This window comes from Streptosporangium sp. NPDC002544 (assembly GCF_040295965.1).
Lineage (GTDB): Bacteria > Actinomycetota > Actinomycetes > Streptosporangiales > Streptosporangiaceae > Streptosporangium.
Genome location: NZ_JBEOWJ010000019.1, coordinates 1 through 18,280 on the forward strand (window position 1 = coordinate 1; position 18,280 = coordinate 18,280).

The following is an 18,280-nucleotide window of genomic DNA, read 5'->3' on the forward strand; positions in this document are numbered from 1 at the left end:
TGGGCCTGCCGAGCCTGCCCTGGCTGGCCCTGACACTGATCGGCCTCGGCAGCGCCGCCGCCGTGGCCACCCTGGATCGATCAGGACACCTGACGACCTCACCACAGACCACCCCGGCGACGGCGTGACGCGCCTCGGGGGTGGCCCGGCCTCGCGGAGCGGGTTCCGGTGGCCGACTACCCGTCACCGGTCGGCTCGGTGGGCGGCACCGCGGGGTCCCACCCGCGCAGCAGGCCACGGGTGACGGCCGTGACCGCGCAGCGCTGGGCGGCGTAGGCGAGGGCCATGGTGTGGTGTTCCGCGGAGAAGTCGGCGACGGCATCGGCCACGAGGAACGGCTGCAGGTCCTGCATGAAGGCGTCGCAGGCGGTCATGAGGCAGCCGATGTGGGCGTAGACACCGCAGACGATGATCTGGTCGCGGCCCATCGCGTCCATCCGGGCGCGTAGGTCGGTCATGCGGAAGGCGCTGTAGCGCCACTTGGTGAGCAGGATGTCGGACGCCGCGGGGAGAAGGCTCGCGACGATCTCACTCTCCTGCGAACCGGGGATGCCCGAGCCCCAGAAGTCCTGGAGCAGGCCGCGCTGGTGGCTGTTCTGGCCGCTGGGCTGCATCGAGTAGACGACCGGAACCCCCAGCCCGGCGCAGGCCTCGCGCAGCAGGCCGATGTTGTCGATGAGCCCGGTCAGCGGTGGGGCACCGGCGGCGAAGGGGGCGAGGAAGTAGTTCTGCATGTCATGGACCAGCAGGACGGCGCGGCGCGGATCAGGGCGCCAGGTCACCTGGTTCTCGGGAAGATCGCCTTCTCCCGGCAGCGGGTAGGAGGCGATCTGGGGAAGGGCCACGGGTACTGTCTCCTTGTCCTGTGACGGTGGGTCAGCGGTCCTGGCCCAGGCCGACGGCGTGGAGCATGGTCTGGAACTTGGCGGTGGTCTCGGCGAGCTCGGTCTCCGGCACCGAACCGGCGACGATTCCCGCACCGGCGAACAGCCTCAGGGTCTGGTCGGCGACCTCGGCACAGCGGATGGTCACGACCCACTCGCCGTCGCCCGCCGAGTCCCCCCACCCGACCAGGCCGGCGTACAGGCCGCGGTCGAACGGTTCGATCTCCTCGATGGCCTGGCGCGCGGCGCTCGCGGGGGTGCCGCAGACGGCGGGGGTGGGGTGCAGCATGGTGGCCAGCTCCAGCGACGTGACCGCGGGGTCGTCGAGCACGCCGGTGATCCGGGTCGACAGATGCCACATGGAGGCGGTGGACAGCGGCGAGGGTCCGTCGGGCACCGAGAGTTCCCGGCAGTACGGACGCAGGACCTCCACGATGCTCTCGACCACCAGCGCGTGCTCGCGAAGATCCTTGTCGGAGGCGAGCAGGGCGCGGGCCCGCTCCGCGTCGACGACGGGGTCCGGGTGGCGGGGTACGGACCCGGCCAGCGGGTTCGTGGTGATCCGGCGGCCGGACCGGGAGACGAGCAGTTCCGGGCTGGCCCCCAGCAGCGTGCGGGCGGTGGCGGTGCTCGACGGCAGGTCGACCGCGTAACCGTAGGCCTGCGGGTCGCGCCGGATGAGGTTGCGCAGCACCCGCCCGACGTCGACGGGGGCACCCAGGGTGACGTCCAGGGCGCGGGCCAGCACGATCTTCTTGAGCTCTCCCGCGGTCAGCTTGACCAGTGCCTTCTCCACTCCGCGCAGGTAGTCACCGGGGTCGGGGACCGGGCCGAATCCGGTGAACGTGCCCGTGACCTGCTCGGGACCGGCGGGCAGGCCGGCCGGTGGGCTCGTCCAGCAGACGGCGGCGGGCACCAGCAGGCGTGGCGGGCGGTCGTCGCGGAAGGGGATCGCGCCCACCACCACGGGGTTGGGGTGACCTGAGCTCCTGGCGTCCCGCAGGGCGGAGGCGACGCGGTCTCGCAGGCTCGTCGCCCCCGAATCGGGGACCTCCTGGCACACCCCCCTGGCGAGCAGGGTCCGGGTCGGCGAGGTGAAGAAGAAGGTGCCGGGTTCGTAATCCTCCAGGAGGTCCGGCATTCGGGACATGGTGAGGGTGCCGTTCGGCGACATGGGGAAAAGCTCTCCTGTCAGGAGGGGATCCAGGAATAGGAGGGACCAGCGCCGGCGGGCGGCCGGCGCTGGGAGAGGACCGTTCCGCTACCGGAGCGTGGCGCCCCCGTCGACGTACAGGTCCTGCATGGTGATGTGCCTGGCACGGTCGGAGGCCAGGAAGAGGACCGCGTTCGCGATGTCCTCGGGGTCGGCCAGGCGGCCGAGAGGGATGCCCACCCGGAAGGTGGACGGCGATCCGTCGATGGCCGCCCGCGCGTCGTGGCCGCCGGTCCACAGGGCACGCTGCATGGGGGTGTCGGTGGAACCGGGCGACACCACGTTGCAGCGGATGCCGTACGGCGCCAACTCCAGGCCGAGACACTTGGTGAACTGCGCGGCCGCCGCCTTGGAGGCCGCGTAGGCCGACATGTTCATCCGCGGCACGCCCGCGGCGTTGGACCCCACGGTGACGATCGCCCCGGATCTACGGGGGATCATCCGGCGGGCGACCGCGCGGGACAGGTGGAAGACCCCACCGGTGTTGACGGCGAAGGTCCTGGCCCAGTCGTCGTCGCTGATGGCGACGGCCGATCCCGAGCAGAGCACTCCGGCCACGTTGACGAGCAGTTCGATCGGGCCGAGGTCGGCCTCGACCCTCGCGACGACGTCGTCGACGGCGGCGCTGTCGGCGACCTGGCAGGGGTAGGCGACCGCGGTGCCGAGCCCGGCGGCGACCCGCTCGATCCGCTCGGCGTTCACGTCGAGCGCGGCGACCCGCGTGCCCGCCACCGTCAGGGCTCGCGCCACCGCCTCGCCGATGCCCTGCGCCGCACCGGTGACCACGGCCACTCCGCCTTCCGCCAGCATGTCCCCACCTCCGTCAGCCTCTCGCCGGTAGGCAGGCTAGTGCCATTACTTTAAGTCGCGCAGCAAAAACTTATAGTTACTTTTCACAGATCAGGCGGACATCACAGAGGTTGGCACGAACACTCCTGACCGCCGGACGTGGCGACGTATGAGGAGCGCGGGGGCCGGAGCTGTGCCGATTCCTGGGGCTTTCGCATGGATGACCGAGGGGCTGACGCGTTTGTCTTCTAGCTACGTCACGTCAATCGTTACGGCTTATGATCACTCTTCATGACAAGCCAGGATATTTCTGAGCAACCTTTGCATATTCCCCCTATTTCGCAAGACACTCCTCCGGCAGATCCATCGGAAGAGGAGGAAGGCAGTGGTGTCCTGGAGATGATCGAGCGCATCGGCTCGGTCGTCGTCCCGATCGGCGTCGCACTCTACGCCGTGCTCTACCTCGGCGTGCAGTCGATGTACGAGGTGTTCGAGATCAGCCCGGAGCAGGCGGGGATCGACCAGTCCGTCCTGCTCGGCCGGCTGATGGGCACCCTGATCCTGCTGCTGCTGGTCGTCCTGCCGCTGCTCGGCGTCATCGTCGGGGTGATCTGGCTGGCCGACAAGGTGACCTTCGGCACAGTCGGCAAGCTCGCGAACGCCGTACGGCGGCGGCCCTGGCTGATCGCTGTGATCGCCGCGCTGTGGTGCGGCGCGACCTACTGGGGCCTGCTCAACCTCTTCGGCGAGATCGACCTCGCTGCCAAGGTCGTCGTGGCCGTGGTGCTGGGCGTGCTGGCCTTCCTGGTGCCGTTCCGGCTGCTGCGCCGCAAGCCCGTCGGCCGCGCCGGGATGAAGGTGCTCGTCGGCGCCCTCACCGGCCTCGGCCTGGGGTTCCTGCTGATCCTGCAGATGTACAGCGGGGCGATGGAGATGCGGGAGACGGGAAAGGCCAACGATCTTCTTCCTTTCGTCGGCTTCCAGGACCAGTGGGCCGTTCTCCGGAGTGCCGAGAACGACAAGCCGCTCTACGACAGCCGGTGGATGATGCTGCTCGGCGAGAGCAACGGCGCGTATGTCCTCTACGACTGCGACAAGATGGAGACCATCCGGCGCTCCATGGACAAGACCATCCTCGAATCCATCCGGCTCAATCCGGAGCGGGAGGCGGGTTTCAAGTGCGGCACCCTCGCCGAGGAGACGCAGACGGCCGAGGCCACGGGCCAGTAGGCACGATGGGGACACCCGCGTCGCCGGTCCGATCGGCCCCGCCCGGCCCGCCGGTGGCAGGACCCGGTGTTCCGGATCCCGCCACCGGTGTCAGGACGGGTCACCGCCCTGACACGGTTGTCAAGTGTCAGGACGGCGTGCCGTCCGCGCCGCACTTGATGATCGGGCGGATGCAGTCGCGCAGGCGGCGCTCCATCTCGGCCGGGGGCCAGGCGTTGAAGAAGTCGCCGTGCATCGTGTACCCGCGCCCGGATGCCAGCCGCAGCTGTGCCGGGTCACCGCTGACCGGGTACCTCAGCACCTGGCGTAGCTTCGGCACCGGCACCGGGTGCGAGGCGGGACAGGCCCCGCCCACCGGGTAGGCCATGTGGCTCTTGTGGTCGGCCGAGTCCAGGTCCCTGCCGTTCCAGCACTGCGGGAAGTCCAGGTAGGACTCCAGCATGGTGCCCGCCGGGCAGTTGACGAAGTCCTTGGAGGACCCCACGTGCCCGGCGTGCAGGCACGACCAGCGCGCGTTGCTGCTGGGGTCGTCGATCCCGGTCGCCTTGGCGTTGCCCGCGACGATCCGCAGGCCCAGGGGCAGCGGCTGGGTCCGCGCGATGATGTCGTCGCGGACGCCCTCACCCAGGTAGTAGAACGTGGTGCCGGTGGGTTCCACCGGGGTGTTGCCGTTGTAGAGGGTCGGCACCCAGTACGACGACAGGTCGACGCGCGGGTTGCAGTTGCTGGGAGAGCTCTGCAGGGACGCCAGCGTCGTGTGGGCGTTGGTGGAGGTGCTGCCGAAGAAGCTGTGCATGTGCGACGCGCCGGGAAGTCCCGGGAAGACGATCGGGTCGTCGGGCAGGCGGTGGCTGAACGGGCAGTCGGCGAGGAACTCCGCCACCCGGACGACCGCCGCGGACGAGCCGGCGGCCTTGGACTGTGACGTCGCGCCGGCCTGCGTGCTCTGCAGGACGAGGGACGTGCCCAGGAGCGCCAGCAGTGTGGTCATCAGGGTCAGTGGGCGTAACCGGCGTCGGAGGCCGGCCCGGGAGAGTGCCGGGTGCATGGGTGACTCCTTTGGGAGGTCCCGGTACGGCTCACCGAGCCGTACCGGGGAGCGGTGGAGTTACTGGTAGACGCGTACGTAGTCGACGAGCATCTGCTTGGGGAAACCCGTGCTCGCGTCCGGCGGTCCTGGCCAGTCGCCGCCGACCGCGAGGTTGAGGATGATGTAGAAGGGGTGGTCGAAGACCCACGGGCCCCGGGTCGCCTCGACCTGGTCCTTGCTGATGGTGAAGACCGTCCGGCCGTCCAGGGTGTAGACGATGCCCTTGCTGTCCCAGTTGGCGGCCCAGACGTGGAAGTCGTCGGAGAAGTCCGCGCCTGTCGGCAGCGTGTACGGGCTGCCGACACCGCCGCCGCCGTTGTAGGCGGGTGCGTGGACCGTCGAGTAGGCGGTCTTGACGTCCTTGCCGAGGACTTCCAGGATGTCGATCTCGCCGTTGTACGGCCACGGCCTGCCGGTGAGGAAGTCGGCGCCCATCATCCAGAACGCCGGCCACAGGCCGTTGCCCTTCGGGACCTTGACCCGGGCCTCGACCCGGCCGTAGGTGAAGGTGAACTTGCCGCCGGTGTTGATCCGGCCCGAGGTGTACTGGCAGGTCCCGCCCGGGCACGCCGACCCCGGGGTGGCCTCCTGCCGGGCCGTGATGACGAGGTTGCCGTTGCCGTCCATCGCGGTGTTGTTGGGGTTGTAGTACTCCAGCTCGTTGTTCGGGCCGGTTCCCGGGTCCTGGGTCCACTTGGCCGCGTCGGGCCTGGTCCCCGCCGCGCCGTTGAACTCGTCACTCCAGACCAGCCTTGGCGGGTTGGCCGGGTCGGGCGGGAGCGGCGGCGGGGTGATGGGGGCGCCGCCGGTGCCCCAGACCTGGAACTCCCACAGTGAGTAGCCGTAGGGAGTGGCCCGCTGGGTGCCGTACATCCGCACGTAACGGCCGGTCCCGTCGACGTTCAGCGTCTGCTTGAAGCCGGTGCCGGTGGTCGTGGAGTAGATCGGCGTCCAGGTGGTCCCGTTCGCGGAGACCTGGATCTCGAACGCCTTGGCGTAGGCCGGATCCCACTGCAGCACGACCCTCTTGATCTGCGCGGTCGCGCCGAGGTCGACGGAGATCCAGCCCGGGTCGACCCAGCCGGTGGTGGAACTGGTCGCCCAGCGGGAGGCCGGGTCGCGGTCGAACGCCTTGGCCGGGGTGCACTCCCAGCAGTTTCCGTCATGTTGTGAGGTGGAGGCCGCACCGGGCTTGCCGTAGGACAGCAGCTTGAGCGCACCCGGGTCGGGATCCGGATTCGTGGAACCGGTGGTGCCGTAGACCTGGAACTCCCACAGCGAGTAGCCGTACTGGGTGGAGCGCTGGGTGCCGTACATCCGCACGTAACGGCCGGATCCGTTGACCGTCAGCGTCTGGTCGCCGCCGGTGCCGGTGGTCGTGGAGTAGATCGGCGTCCAGGTGGTGCCGTTGGGCGAGGTCTGGATCTCAAAGGCCCTGCCGTAGGCGGTCTCCCACTTCAGCGACACCTGCGTGATGGTCGCGGTGGCGCCGAGGTCGACCTGGATCCACTGCGGATCGGCGAACGCGCTGGACCAGCGGGTGCCCGCGTCGCCGTCGACGGCCGCCGACGCGGGGAAGGCCACGTTCTCCGCGGACGAGGCGGTCACCGTCTTGCCCTGGGACAGCAGGGTGTCGGCGGCGGAGGCGGGCACGACGGCGAGACAGGATGTGACGAGGGTGACGGCCGCGGCGATCATCAGGACCACACGGCGGCCGGGACTTCGAAGCGAGGGCATGGCGTCTCCTCGGGGGGCGGGGGGTGCGTACCGGTACGGGTCGGGGAGCGCTCTCTCAAGCAGAGAGTGCTCTCGTCCGACAGGGCCTGTCAAGTACCCGTTTAACCAGCAGGAAACGGACTACACATGATCCGGTAATCAACCGCACACTTCAGGGAGCGCTCCCGCAAAACGCTTTGCACCGTTGCAAGCGGCTGTGACCTGGAGTTAAGAAGATCTTTTTTAGGGAGCGTTTTCTCGGATTCCTTCACGGGTCGCCGAGGAGGAAAAATCGACTCCGTTCTCGCCACTGACAGAAATCTCATCTCTGATCACCCTTTGTGAGGGAGCGCTCTCTTCATGATCCTCGATTAGGCTCCTTGAAGGTGGCACCGCACGTTCCGGCACCACCGGCCGGTCAGCGGTACGGACTGCGGGGAGAAGCACATGAGACGACCCACCCTGGAGGCTGTCGCCACCCGGGCCGGCGTGTCCAAATCAACGGTCTCCAGGGTGGTGAACGGCGAGCCGACCGTCGCCTCGGACATCCGCGACCTGGTCATGCGGGCGGTGAACGAGCTGGGCTACGTCCCCAACCCGGCGGCGCGCAGCCTGGTGACCCGGCGCACCGACTCCATCGCGGTGATCGTCTCCGACCCACCGGCCGGGCTCGTCTCCGACGACCCGATGTTCTCCACGGTCGTGCGCGCGGCCAGCCGCGAGTTCGAGGCGGCGGGCAAGCAGGTGGTGCTCATGCTCGTGGGCTCGGATGACGCCCGCCTGCGGGCCAGGCAGTTCGTGGCCGCCCGTCACGTGGACGCGGTCATGCTCATGTCGATGCACGGCGCCGACCCGTTGCCCGCGGCGCTCGCCACGACGGGCGTCCCGCTCGTCTCACACGGCAGGCCCGCCTTTCAGGTGGCCGCGCCCTGGGTCGACAACGACAACGTCGGCGGTGCCGCCCAGGCGGTGCGGCACCTGCTGGAACGGGGGCGGCGCAGGATCGCCACCATCTCCGGGCCGCTGGACATGTCCGCGGCCCAGGACAGGCTGGGCGCCTACCGCGAGGTGCTGAGCGAGACCGGACGGCGCTCGATCGTGGCCATCGGCGACTTCACCCGGATCTCCGGAGCCGAGGCCATGGCACAGCTGCTGGAGGACGACCCCGCGCTGGACGCGGTGTTCGCCGCCAACGACCTGATGGCGATCGGCGCCATGCGGGCGCTGCGCCGGGCGGGCCGACGGGTGCCCGACGACGTGGCGGTGGTGGGGTTCGACGACATCGAGGCGGCCCTCTACACCGACCCCCCGCTCACCACGGTGCGCAGCCCGATGGGCGAGCAGGCCACCGCCTCCGCCCGCCTGCTGCTCGGCCTGCTACGAGGCGAGGACGCCGCCCCGGTGATCCTCCCGACCCGGCTCGTGATCAGGGAGTCCAGCTAGCCGCCGGGAATCGAAGGAGTTCTCGCGGGCGCGGTCCGGGGTGAACGGCGCCCCATCCCTGTGGTGGGCGCCTCGGACCTTCCCGCCGCGGGGCGCGGTGACGCACTCCGCCGCCCAGGAATGTCCTCAGGAGACGTCGCCCGGGAGGTGGGGCGGAACCCGCCCGCGCCCGACGTGGTCCCTGCCCTGGAGGGCGCGGGCCAGGCCGGTCAGCCCGAGTGTGAGGCCCGCGCGCTCGTCGGCCGTGAGCCCCTCGAACAGTGCGGCGTGCGTGGTGCGCAGGTCGGCGCCGACCCGCTCGGCGGCGGTCCATCCGTCAGGGGTGAGGCGGAGACGGTAGAAACGGCGGTTGGCCGGGTCCCGTTCGCGCGACAACCACCCCCGCCGTTCCATGCCCGCGGCCAGACGGCTCACCGTGCTCTTCTCCAGGCTCAGACGGGTGGCCAGTTCCCCCTGGGAGAGCGTCCCGGAGTCGGCGAGCTCACCGAGGGCGAACACCTCCGACAGGGAGACGCGCAGGCCACCGTAGTCATGCGGTTCGAGCAGTCCACCCGTCCTGACAAGCAGCTTCAACAGACGACGCAGCTCGTCATCGGGGAACGCCTCCCCATGAGTTGTATCGTACAACTATCTATCCTATGCTCGACAGTGCACAGTTGTGCTTTACAACTATAGGAGAGCGTCATGCGTGCCATCCATCGTGCCCGTGCGAGCCTGTTCGGTCTCTTCCACCACGGTGGCCTCTACGACCGGCTCATCAGCCGCGGATTCCGTCCCCTCTACACCAAGGTCACGGCCGACGTCGTGTCGGCGGCGCCCGCGGGGGGAACCAGGGTGCTCGACGTGGGCACCGGCCCCGGGCGGGTCCCTCTCGCGATCGCCCGTGCCTTGCCGGAACTGCGGGTCGAGGGCCTCGACCTGTCCGCCGAAATGATCGACCGCGCCCGGCAGAACGCGGCGGAGGCCGGGCTCGCCGGCCGTGTCGACTTCGCCGTGGGCGACGTCGCCGACCTCCCCTACCCCGACGGTGGCTTCGACCTGATCGTCTCCAGCATGAGCCAGCACCACTGGCCGGACGCCGCCGCGGGACTGCGCGAGTTGCGCCGGGTCCTCGGCCCCGGTGGCCGCATCTGGATCTACGACTTCCGGTTCGCGTTGCGCCGGGCCGAGGCCGCCGCCCGTGCCGCGTTCCCGGGACATCCCGTCCGCCTGGAGACCGTCCGCACCAGCCGCCTGCCGATCAGGTTCATCGGCCGGGTCGTGGTCGAAACCTCCTGAAGCCCTGCCCCGTCTCCGAGTCGTCTTCTTTGGACCCCCGAGGCCCCGTGCCTCCCTCCCGGATCGGGGACCGGGCGATGAGAGCCCCGGTGCTCGGCGGATATGGCGCGGTCGGCGCGTCGTGGTCCCGCCGAGTGGTCGGCTCGTCGACGGTCAGTGCCGGAGAGGTCATGGGAGTCCCTTCGCCTGCTGGTCCGGATCGGCGCCGGAGGCGACCGGCGACCGGCTGGGAGGACGGTGGAGGAACGGCTCCGAAGGATAGAGGACCTCTTCCGACCGATCCGCTGGAGGTCACCGGCACTGGGCGAGCATGACCTTCTTGTCCGCTCGGGTGACCGGCAGGTGGTACTTCAGGGCCACCTGGGCGAAGCGGACCACGTAGGCGCAGCGGACCCCGCGCCTGGGGGGAAGCCAGGAGGCCGGCCCCGATCCGCCCTTGGCCTCGTTGGCGCCGCCGTACACCGGGAGGAGGTTGAGCGGGTCGTTGGCGATGCGCATCCGCTTGGACCGCGACCAGCGGGAGGCTCCCATCCGCCACTCGTAGGAGAGCGGGACCACGTGGTCGACCTGGATCTCATCGGAGCGCTTCTTGCTCCAGTGCACGATCCGGCCGGTGTAGGGATCACGCAGCCTCATGGAGACGACCACGCAGCCGGATCCGCGACGGTAGCGCACCTCCTCCCCGTCGCGGGCCAGCAGGTCGTCGCGGGTACGGCAGCCGTTGCGCGCGTACGGCACACCACTGGCGGTGTCGGCCCAGTTCGCGCCGAACCTGGCCCGGCTGTAGCCGGCCTTCGACCCCATCCGCCCGACCCGGAGCCTGCTGATCAACCTGACCGCGGCACCCCGGTCTCCGGCCGACCTGACCGGCGCCAGCCCGGGCCGCAGGCCATCCGGGTTGTCCAGCGGCATGATCCTCGCCGGCGCGGCCCTCGCACGCGTGTCGCCGTGCGTCGACAGGGAGAAGAGCATCGCGGCGCCCAGCACCACGGCGACCACCCCCCGCGTGCCCACCCATGCCTCCAGAAGGGTCTACCGGCCCGTTCTTGACTGATTCCCGGGAATCGGTTGGTTGACACGGGGGTGTCCGCGGGTTGAGACCTGACCGGTCAGGGCTGGAAGCGGTAGCCCATGCCAGGTTCGGTGAGCAGATGGACCGGGTGTGCGGGATCACGCTCCAGTTTCTTGCGCATCTGGGCCATGTACTGGCGCAGGTAGTTGGTCTCCTTGTGGTACGAGGAGCCCCAGACGTCGTTCAGCAGGCGGCGCTGGGTGATGAGCTTGCCGGGGTTGCGGACCAGTATCTCCAGCAGGCGCCACTCGGTGGGGGTCAGTCGCACGCCACCCGAGACGGTCCTGCCCGCCAGGTCCACCTCGTGCTCACCGATCACGAACCGGGCCGGCTCCTCCTCGGGAAGCGAGGTGCGGCGCGACACCGCGCGGATCCGGGCGAGCAACTCGTCGACGCCGAACGGCTTGGTGACGTAGTCGTCCGCGCCCGCGTCCAGGGCCTCCACCTTGTCATGGCCCTCGGCCCGGCCGGACAGCACGATGATCGGAACGGTGGTCCAGCCGCGCAACCCCTGGATGACGTCCACCCCGTCCATGTCGGGCAGGCCGAGGTCGAGCACCACCAGGTCGGGGTGCCAATCCGCGGCCTGGCGCAGGGCGGCGGCGCCGTCGGCGGCCACGGCCACCTCGTACCGGCGGGCGACCAGGTTGATCCTCAGCGCCCGCAGGAGCTGGGGCTCGTCATCGACGACGAGGATGCGCGTCACGGGTCCTCCACGGTTGCGAGCACAGCCTGGGAGGGGCATGGTGCGGTCTCCGGCGGCCGGTCCCCCTCCCCGAGGCCAGGTTACGGCCGACCAAATACCCGGAGTGGGCACGGGGTCCGGCCGGATCAGAGCCAGTTGCGCTTCTGGAACGCCCGGTAGAGCAGGATGGTGCCCACGACGATCAGGGCCGTGGACACCCAGAACCCGATCGGCTGCCCGAAGCCGGGGTAGGGCACGTTCTGCCCGTAGAAGCCGGTGATCATCGTGGGCACCGCGATGATGGCCGCCCAGCTTGTGATCTTCTTCATGATGTCGTTGAGCCGGAATCCCTGCTGGTTCATATGGGCCTCGCGGACGTTGCTCACCAGGTCCCGCAGCGACTCGCTCCACTCCGCGGTGCGCAGCGTGTGGTCGTAGACGTCCTGGTAGTACGGGGTCAGCCCACGGTCCATGACGTCCTCCCCCCTGCGCAGCAGACTGCCCACGACCTCACGCGTCGGCACCGCCAGCCGCCGGAAGCGCACCAGCTTCTTGTGCATGTCGAAGGTCCGGCGCTGGATGTGCTGCATGTCCCGGGAGCTGTTCTGGAAGAGGTCGTCCTCCAGCTCCTCGACCCGGTCGTCCACCACCTGGAGGATCTCGAAGTAGCCGTCCACGATGTAGTCGAGCAGGGCGTGCAGCAGATACGGCGCCCCGAACTTGGCCATGTCGGCGTTGGCGTCCCAGCGCCTGATCACCTCGTCGATGTCGAACTCGGGGCTCTCCCTCACGGTGACCAGGGCGTTCCTGGTCATGAAGATCGAGATCTCGATGAAGTCGAGCCCCTGCTCCGCGAGCTTCGTCGCGTAGACGGTGATGAACAGGTGGCTGTCGTAGGTGTCGAGTTTGGGGCGCTGCTGGCTGTGGATCGCGTCCTCGACGGCCAGGGGGTGGAGACCCAGCTCCTCGCTGATCTTCGCCAGGTCCGCCTGGGTGGGCGAGCAGAGGTCGAACCAGACGACGGCCGATGTGTCCCCCACGTGCTCGGAGACGTCGTCGATGGGAAACCCCTCGGCTTCCAGAACCCCGTTGCGGTACAGGCGGGTGCGGTCCATGGGCGCCCACCCTAGACCCGCGCCGGCAGACCTGGAATCCCCGTCAGATCCACATCTTCAGACCTCATGTCTCGGCCCCGGGGGACCGGACCGCCCGGTGCCGGAGAGCCGCGCCCGCCTCCCGGCGGCCGGTCCGCCACATTCCCCGGTGGCCACGGGGATTCGCATGAATAATCCCGCCCGCCCGGGGCAGCAGTGCCTACCACAACAGCCGAAGCCTGAGGTGAGGTCACATGATAGTGCTGGGACTTCTCTTGATCGTACTCGCGGGTGCGACCGTGATCGCGGTCTCCTGGGACGAGACCGCAGCATCGACCACCACCGCGACGTTCACCATGTTCGACCGCGTGATCCAGCTCACCCAGCTGGAGCTCTTCTTCGCGGGTGTGGCCACCGGAGCGGTTCTCCTGCTCGGCCTGGGAATCATGTTCGCCGGAATGCGGCGCTCGTCCGCGCACCGGCGCAGGCTCCGTACCTCGCGCGCGGAGGCTCGTGACCGGGTCATCCGCCTGGAGGAGGAGAAGCGGGAACTGGAGCGCAAGCTCGAAGCGACCCCCGCCACTCCCACGGCTTCCACGGCTCCCGCGGCTCCCGTGGTCGACCGTGACCGTGACGGCGTCGACGACCGCGCCGAGGACACCGCGCCCCACCCCCGGGTCGAGGTGCCCCGCCAGCCCTCCACCGACCAGCTCGTGGCCGGTCGCCACGGGCGCCCGGACCACCACTAGTCACGTCTCCCCTCAGCCGGGGCGGCCCGCGGGCCGCCCCGGCTGAGACGTAACCGGGCCGCCATCGTTCGCCATGGCCGTGTCCGGAGGAGCCTGAGGGGATCTCCGGCGGCGGTGCAGCAGCGTCATGAGCCCACCGGCCACGAGTCCCCAGAAGGCGGCGCCGACCCCCAGAATCGTCAGCCCCGAGGCGGTGACCACGAAGGTGACGACCGCGGCCTCCCTGCCCTCGGGGTCGGCGACCGCGGAGGCGACGGCCGAGGCGAACGCGCCGAGCAGGGCGAGACCGGCGACGGCCTCGATGAGCGACGACGGGGAGAGCAGGACGAGCGCCGTGGCCAGACCCGAGCCGATACCGAGGACGATCATCGAGGCGCCCGCGCTGACCGAGGCGATCCACCGGCGGGCCGGGTCGGGGTCGGCGTCGGGCCCGGCGGCCAGGGCGGCACTGATCGCCGCCAGGTTCACCGCGTGGCCGCCCAGCGGAGCGCCCAGCGTGCTCGCCAGACCGGTGGAGACGAGGATCCCCCGCAGCGGGGGACGGTAGCCGTACCCGGCGAGGACCGCCATGCCCGGCACGTTCTGCGAGGCCATGGTGACCAGGAACAGCGGGAGCGCGACGCTGACCAGTGCCTGGGCGCTCCAGGACGGGACGGTCACCTCCACCACCGGCCGCACGTCCACCGCTCCCAGCCCCGGCCCGGTCAGGGCGATCGCCGCGACGGCGACGAGGAGGGCCACCGGGGTCGCCCACCCTCGGGCGAACCTGCTCAGCAGCGCCCAGGCGAGAACGGCGGGGCCGGCCATCAGCGGTACCTCGGCGAGCGCCCTGACCGGCGCGACGCACAGGTCGAGCAGGACCCCGGCGAGCATGGCACCGGCGATCGGGGTGGGGATGGACGCGATCCAGCGGCCCAGGACGGGGAAGAGCCCGACCGCGGTGAGGAGAAGCCCCGAGACCGCGAACGCGCCGACCGCGACGGGAAAACCACCCTCCACGGCTCCGGTCGAGACCAGTAGCGCCGCTCCCGGCGTAGACCAGGCGATGGTGATCGGGAGCCGCTGCCGCACTCCCAGCCAGATGGCCACCACGCCGTTGGCCACGCAGAGCGCGAGCAGCCCTGACGCCGCCTGTCGCTGGTCCGCGCCCACGGCCCTGAGCCCGGCCAGGACCACGGCGAAGGAGCTGGCGAAGCCGACCACCGCGGTCACCACTCCGGCCAGCACGGGTTGAAGCAGGCGTGTCATCTGTCGGTCCTCACACGAGGGGGCGCCTATCGTTCCGTAAACGGAACGGGTTCGGTGCTGCACGATAGCCCCATGGACTCCGAAGCACAACGCCCCGCTGTGGACGGCGACATGGCCGACATCGGGCGGCGGATCCGCCGGCTGCGTGAAGAGCGCGGCATCTCCCTGTCCGCCCTCGCCCGCGGCGCCGGCGTCGGCAAGGCCACGCTCTCCGGCCTGGAGAACGGCACCCGCAACCCCACGCTGGAAACCCTCTGGGCAATCACCGCCGAACTCGGCGTCCCCCTGGCCATGGCCTTCGGCACCCCGCCGTCGGAGGACTCGAGCCCCACGGTCCCCGTCATGCATGGCACCGCCACGGAGGGGACGCTGCTCCAGGTCTTCGAGGACGAGGCAGTCACGTATGAGCTCTACCGGCTGGTGATCCGCGCGGGGGCGCCACAGATCTCGCCCGCCCACCACAGGGGCGTCACCGAGTACCTGACCGTCTTCGCCGGCACGCTCAGCGCGGGACCGGCCGGTGCCCCCCTGCGGGCCGGTCCCGGCGAGCACATCTCCTGGCGGTCGGACGTTCCGCACACCTACGCCGCTCTCGGCGACCAGGACGTCCACGCCAGTCTGCTCATCCGCTACCCGCGCCGCTGATCCCGGCGGCCCGCGCGGCCTCCGCCGGCGCTCGGTGACCCACTCGAATTCGTAAAATTTCCAAAAAGTAATATTTGCCGTATGACACCACGGTCCACAGCGATTCTCATCTGGGCCACGGGTGTACTGGCCTACGTCATAGCCGTATTCCACCGGCAGTCACTGGGCGTGGCGGGCATCGAGGCGGCGGCGAGGCTCGACGTCGGCGCGGCGGGGCTCTCGGTCCTGGCCATGTGCCAGCTCCTGGTCTACGCGGGCATGCAGGTGCCCGTCGGGATGCTGGTCGACCGGCTCGGTTCCAAGCGCATGCTGGTCCTGGGGGCCATGGTGATGGCCTGCGGCGAACTCGTCTTCGCCCTGGCCGAAGGCCTGCTGCCGGGGGTCGCCGGGCGGACGTTGATCGGGTGCGGGGACGCGATGACGTTCATCAGCGTGATCAGACTGGTCGGCCTCTCCTTCCCGGCCCGTCGCAACCCGCTGATGGTCCAGCTCACCGGCCTGATCGGCCAGCTCGGCGCGATCGCCTCCGCGGTGCCCCTCATCCACTCCCTGCACACCTACGGCTGGACGCCGACCTTCGTGGGCGCCGCCCTTCTGGGCGTGGTCTCCGCGTTCCTGCTGGTCATGGTGGTGCGCGACGCCCGCCCCGAGCGTACGGGGGAGTCGCCGAGCCTGAAGGCCGCCTGGGCCGAGCCCGGCACCCGGCTGGGCATGTGGACCCACGCGGCCACCCAGTGCTCGGCCGCGGCCTTCCTGGTGCTGTGGGGATATCCCTTCCTGGTCCAGGGCCAGGGGCTGTCCCCCTCGACGGCGGGTGTGCTGCTGTCCACACTGACCCTGTGCGGCATGGTGTGCGGGCCGCTGCTCGGCTACCTCGCCGGGCGGTTCCCTTTTCACCGCTCCCGGATGGTGTTCGTCGTGATCGGTACCACCGCCGGGGCGTGGACCGCCGTACTGCTCTGGCCGGGGCGGGCACCGCTCTGGCTGCTGGTGACGCTCGTGGTGGTGCTGGCGGCCAACGGCCCCGGGTCGTTGATCGGCTTCGACTACGCCAGGACCTTCAACCCGGCCACCCGGATCGGCGTGGCCACCGGCATCGTGAACGGCGGCGGCTTCGTCGCGTCCGTGTCGGTGATCGTGCTGATCGGCGTCACCCTCGACCTGGTGGGCGGGAGCGGCCCGGAGGCCTTCCGATGGGCGTTCGCCACGCAGTATCCGATCTGGGCCCTGGGTGTCGTCCAGGTCATCCGCTACCGGGGCAAGGCGCGCCGCCTGCTCTCCGCCGCCCAGGCGAGCACGTAGGGCCGGCTGTCTCCCGTCAGACGATCCGGGTGAAGGGCTCGGCGAAGTGGGCGGTGCCGATCGTTCCCCGCTCCGCCCTGACCCGGTCGAGCAGCTCCACCCGCGTGGCCGCGGCCAGCTCGGGATCGTCGTCGTAGAGGTAGGTCACCCGCGGGTTCTCCAGTTGCACCGGATGCAGCACCACGTCGCCGGTCAGCAGCAGATCGCCGACCTGGACGATCTGATGGCCGGGGGTGTGCCCCGGCGCGAGCAGCACCCGGATGCCCGGCAGCACCTCCGCACCGCCGTCCACGGCCTGCACCCGCTCGCCCAGCGGCCGGACGACGTGGTCCAGGACCGCCTCGGCCGCCGCGTCGATCTCCGCGCGCTGCAGGACGTACCGGGCGTTGGGGAAGGCCGGCACCCCCGCGACCACCGCCCCGCCCGCGTGGTCGCTGTGCAGGTGCGTGATGACCACGGCCGCCACCTCCTCGGGGGCCGTCCCCACCCGGGCCAGCTCCGCGCCCAGCGCGCCGGGCACCGGCGCCCAGCTCGACGCGGGCGAGTCACTGGGGCCGATGCCCGTGTCGACGAGCACCGTACGGCCCGCCGCGTCGCGCAGCAGGTAGCAGTGGAAGTGCAGGATCCACTCGTCCGGCTCGCCGTGGCAGCCACCGGGGAACATCTCCCGCATCGGGCGCCGGATCGAGTCGCCCATCGGCCCCACCGCGTCACACAGCGGGAACACCTCGACCCCGGCGACCGTTATCGGCTGGTGAAGCATTCGCTCTCCTGTTCGATTAAGTGGTTCCCGCCCTCGCCATGGGGAGACACTGCTCGCATCGTAGGGACATTTCATGACAATTCAGCTGCGGCGGAACGCGAGATGATGGAGCGATGCTGGACGATGTCGTCGAACACCTCGCCTGCCCGGTCTGCGGAGGTGCTCTGACCCTTCACGACCGGGTCCTCGGGTGCGCCCTGGGGCACGGCTTCGACGTGGCCAGACAGGGATACGTCAGCCTGCTGACCGGGTCGCGGGTGCCCGGGACGGCAGACAGCGCGGCCATGGTGGCGGCCAGGGACACCTTCCTCGGCGCCGGGCACTACGCCCCCCTTGCCGAAGCGATCGCCGGCGCCTGCCCTACCGGCGCGAAGGCGGTGGCGGACGCCGGGGCCGGGACGGGCCACTACCTGGCGCGGGTGCTCGACGAGCTGCCGGGGGCCGTCGGAGTGGCACTGGACGTCTCCAAGCACGCGATCAGGCGGGCCGCGCGGGCGCACCCCCGGCTGGGGGCGGTGGTGGCCGACGTCTGGAGACCACTGCCGCTGAGAGATGGCACGATAGATGTGCTTCTGAATGTGTTTGCCCCAAGAAACGGGGCAGAGTTTGCCCGAGTGCTCAGGGGTGACGGTGAGCTTGTCGTGGTCACACCCACCTCGCGGCACCTCGTACCACTGGTGGAGCAACTGGGACTTCTGTCGGTGGACGAGTCGAAGGAGCGACGGATGGCGGAGAGCCTGAGCGAACACTTCGTCGAGACCGACCGGAGCATCCACGAGTTCGAGATGACCCTGGGACACGACGCGGTCGGGGCGGTCGTGGGAATGGGGCCCAGCGCCTGGCACATGGACGCGGAAGTTATGCGGAGAAAAGTCCAAGGGCTTCGTGAAACGAGCCTCGTGGAGGCTTCTTTCCGTATGTCTATCTTTAAGCGCCGCCCCTGAGCAAGCCGTGTGCTTGACAGCCACCTTCGGGACGCCTGTTACTGATGTGACATTTAGTCCGAAATTCCCGGACATTACTCAAGCAATTACCCGTTGAAGACGACATACTGGACCGCAATCCGGCGAGCCCGCGAC

At 69.9% G+C, this 18,280-nt stretch carries 18 protein-coding genes; 7 read left to right on the plus strand and 11 right to left on the minus strand.

What is annotated here, in order from left to right:
- Positions 1-176: 176 nt before the first annotated feature.
- The 3 genes from ABT061_RS26845 to ABT061_RS26855 all read right to left on the minus strand — a co-directional run bounded on the left by ABT061_RS26845 (position 177) and on the right by ABT061_RS26855 (position 2,907).
- Positions 177-845, minus strand: coding sequence for an isochorismatase family protein (locus ABT061_RS26845; protein ID WP_350922910.1), 669 nt, complete (start codon positions 843-845; stop codon positions 177-179).
- A 31-nt stretch (positions 846-876) separates the two neighbouring features.
- Positions 877-2,025 (minus strand): isochorismate synthase DhbC, encoded by a 1,149-nt coding sequence (dhbC, locus tag ABT061_RS26850; protein WP_350922913.1) that lies wholly within the window; start codon positions 2,023-2,025, stop codon positions 877-879.
- 120 nt (positions 2,026-2,145) lie between these two features.
- Positions 2,146-2,907 carry a 2,3-dihydro-2,3-dihydroxybenzoate dehydrogenase gene (locus ABT061_RS26855; protein ID WP_350922916.1) on the minus strand — a complete coding sequence of 254 codons (762 nt, stop codon included), beginning with the start codon at positions 2,905-2,907 and terminating at the stop codon, positions 2,146-2,148.
- Between the two features lie 378 nt (positions 2,908-3,285).
- Here ABT061_RS26855 and ABT061_RS26860 point away from each other — a divergent pair, with 378 nt between their 5' ends.
- Complete coding sequence (locus ABT061_RS26860; protein ID WP_350922919.1) at positions 3,286-4,116, plus strand: hypothetical protein; 831 nt, start codon at positions 3,286-3,288, stop codon at positions 4,114-4,116.
- A 127-nt stretch (positions 4,117-4,243) separates the two neighbouring features.
- Here the strand turns inward: ABT061_RS26860 and ABT061_RS26865 are convergent, their stop codons facing one another.
- Both ABT061_RS26865 and ABT061_RS26870 read right to left on the minus strand, forming a co-directional pair.
- The gene (locus ABT061_RS26865) at positions 4,244-5,107 is read right to left on the minus strand and encodes a DUF1996 domain-containing protein (protein ID WP_350922922.1); all 864 of its coding nucleotides are present in this window, start codon (positions 5,105-5,107) and stop codon (positions 4,244-4,246) included.
- A 117-nt stretch (positions 5,108-5,224) separates the two neighbouring features.
- Positions 5,225-6,943 carry a discoidin domain-containing protein gene (locus tag ABT061_RS26870; RefSeq protein WP_350922924.1) on the minus strand — a complete coding sequence of 573 codons (1,719 nt, stop codon included), beginning with the start codon at positions 6,941-6,943 and terminating at the stop codon, positions 5,225-5,227.
- A 426-nt stretch (positions 6,944-7,369) separates the two neighbouring features.
- On the opposite strand from ABT061_RS26870, the gene ABT061_RS26875 reads away from it, so the two are divergent.
- Positions 7,370-8,365, plus strand: a complete 996-nt coding sequence (locus ABT061_RS26875; protein ID WP_350922926.1) for a LacI family DNA-binding transcriptional regulator — start codon at positions 7,370-7,372, stop codon at positions 8,363-8,365.
- Positions 8,366-8,491: 126 nt separating this feature from the next.
- Here the strand turns inward: ABT061_RS26875 and ABT061_RS26880 are convergent, their stop codons facing one another.
- On the minus strand, positions 8,492-8,992 hold the full coding sequence (locus tag ABT061_RS26880) for a MarR family winged helix-turn-helix transcriptional regulator (protein WP_350922929.1): 501 nt from the start codon (positions 8,990-8,992) through the stop codon (positions 8,492-8,494).
- Positions 8,993-9,049: 57 nt separating this feature from the next.
- Between ABT061_RS26880 and ABT061_RS26885 the strand changes: the two genes are divergently transcribed.
- Positions 9,050-9,643 carry a class I SAM-dependent methyltransferase gene (locus tag ABT061_RS26885; RefSeq protein ID WP_350922931.1) on the plus strand — a complete coding sequence of 198 codons (594 nt, stop codon included), beginning with the start codon at positions 9,050-9,052 and terminating at the stop codon, positions 9,641-9,643.
- A 291-nt stretch (positions 9,644-9,934) separates the two neighbouring features.
- On the opposite strand, the gene ABT061_RS26890 is transcribed toward ABT061_RS26885, so the two are convergent.
- The 3 genes from ABT061_RS26890 to corA form a co-directional block, all read right to left on the minus strand.
- Positions 9,935-10,657 carry an HNH endonuclease family protein gene (locus tag ABT061_RS26890; protein ID WP_350922933.1) on the minus strand — a complete coding sequence of 241 codons (723 nt, stop codon included), beginning with the start codon at positions 10,655-10,657 and terminating at the stop codon, positions 9,935-9,937.
- A gap of 95 nt (positions 10,658-10,752) precedes the next feature.
- Positions 10,753-11,421: a response regulator gene (locus tag ABT061_RS26895; RefSeq protein ID WP_350922936.1), complete on the minus strand. Its 669-nt coding sequence runs from the start codon at positions 11,419-11,421 to the stop codon at positions 10,753-10,755.
- A gap of 125 nt (positions 11,422-11,546) precedes the next feature.
- Positions 11,547-12,515: a magnesium/cobalt transporter CorA gene (gene corA, locus ABT061_RS26900; protein WP_350922938.1), complete on the minus strand. Its 969-nt coding sequence runs from the start codon at positions 12,513-12,515 to the stop codon at positions 11,547-11,549.
- A 233-nt stretch (positions 12,516-12,748) separates the two neighbouring features.
- Here corA and ABT061_RS26905 point away from each other — a divergent pair, with 233 nt between their 5' ends.
- Complete coding sequence (locus ABT061_RS26905; protein ID WP_350922941.1) at positions 12,749-13,243, plus strand: hypothetical protein; 495 nt, start codon at positions 12,749-12,751, stop codon at positions 13,241-13,243.
- Between the two features lie 12 nt (positions 13,244-13,255).
- Here ABT061_RS26905 and ABT061_RS26910 read toward each other — a convergent pair whose 3' ends face one another.
- On the minus strand, positions 13,256-14,491 hold the full coding sequence (locus tag ABT061_RS26910) for a benzoate/H(+) symporter BenE family transporter (RefSeq protein ID WP_350922943.1): 1,236 nt from the start codon (positions 14,489-14,491) through the stop codon (positions 13,256-13,258).
- A 72-nt stretch (positions 14,492-14,563) separates the two neighbouring features.
- Here ABT061_RS26910 and ABT061_RS26915 point away from each other — a divergent pair, with 72 nt between their 5' ends.
- Both ABT061_RS26915 and ABT061_RS26920 read left to right on the plus strand, forming a co-directional pair.
- Positions 14,564-15,136, plus strand: coding sequence for a helix-turn-helix domain-containing protein (locus ABT061_RS26915; RefSeq protein WP_350922945.1), 573 nt, complete (start codon positions 14,564-14,566; stop codon positions 15,134-15,136).
- A gap of 81 nt (positions 15,137-15,217) precedes the next feature.
- On the plus strand, positions 15,218-16,438 hold the full coding sequence (locus tag ABT061_RS26920; protein WP_350922948.1) for an MFS transporter: 1,221 nt from the start codon (positions 15,218-15,220) through the stop codon (positions 16,436-16,438).
- 16 nt (positions 16,439-16,454) lie between these two features.
- Here ABT061_RS26920 and ABT061_RS26925 read toward each other — a convergent pair whose 3' ends face one another.
- On the minus strand, positions 16,455-17,201 hold the full coding sequence (locus ABT061_RS26925; protein ID WP_350922950.1) for an MBL fold metallo-hydrolase: 747 nt from the start codon (positions 17,199-17,201) through the stop codon (positions 16,455-16,457).
- 113 nt (positions 17,202-17,314) lie between these two features.
- Between ABT061_RS26925 and ABT061_RS26930 the strand changes: the two genes are divergently transcribed.
- On the plus strand, positions 17,315-18,145 hold the full coding sequence (locus ABT061_RS26930; protein WP_350922952.1) for a putative RNA methyltransferase: 831 nt from the start codon (positions 17,315-17,317) through the stop codon (positions 18,143-18,145).
- The last annotated feature ends 135 nt before the right edge of the window (positions 18,146-18,280 follow it).